At 42.1% G+C, this 777-nt stretch carries 1 protein-coding gene; it reads right to left on the bottom strand.

Annotation, left to right across the window (positions count from 1 at the left end; genetic code table 11):
• Nucleotides 1–777: restriction endonuclease subunit S (locus WH277_RS02045; protein WP_339504108.1), on the bottom strand; the 777-nt coding region annotated here is incomplete at both ends.

Raw genomic sequence — 777 nt, 5'->3', positions numbered from 1 at the left:
CTCGTTGACTGTACTAATCCGCTACCGAACTCCGGCAACACTCTATTTTTATACGCATCACCATAACTCACAAATGGATAACCAGAACCGAACGCCTCGGCCCCAATATTAATTCCATTCTGGAAATCACCCAGATATCTTAGTGGTTTGACAATCCAATGCTCAGGCACCTCTCCCAACCACTCAACACCAGAATCCTTCATCGGTACATCAGGGTTTAGCCCTTTGGTGACAGCATGGCTAATCACCGCCTGGCGTTTTTCTTTGAGAAGTTCGATTAGCTGTTGCTGTTTTTCGATTAGAGAATCGATTTTTGCAGTTTCATGATCGAGGAATGCAGCTATTCTTTCTTGTTCGATGTAACTCGGTAATGTGACATATAAATTTTGCACTTGCTCAGTGGAAACTGCTTCAAATGTACTGCCAGTCGCAATAGCATCTAACTGATTTTTGTAAGAAGGGAATATCCACCATAAGTAAGACTGCTGGACATTGATAGCTCCTTGAATACTGCATAAACCACGTCCAATCCCATATTGTTTATCTGCAATATTTATCGCACCTACAGGCGCACGCACTGAGAATAAAAGCTCTCCTGGCTGAGCTATTTTTTTAGGCACAGGGCAATATTGTTTCTCTCTGGGGTTAACTTTCCCAAATTCACCATTGCCCTGTAAAAAAGCAAGACCATTGCCATCAATATTACAATCTTCAGAGCTGGGTGATTGCCCCATATTTATAGATGCTATAAATTTCAGGCGAGTTACACTCCAAAAC

The organism is Erwinia sp. MYb416, assembly GCF_037479575.1.
Lineage (GTDB): Bacteria > Pseudomonadota > Gammaproteobacteria > Enterobacterales > Enterobacteriaceae > Erwinia > Erwinia rhapontici.
This window is presented reverse-complemented; position numbering and strand designations above follow the sequence as displayed.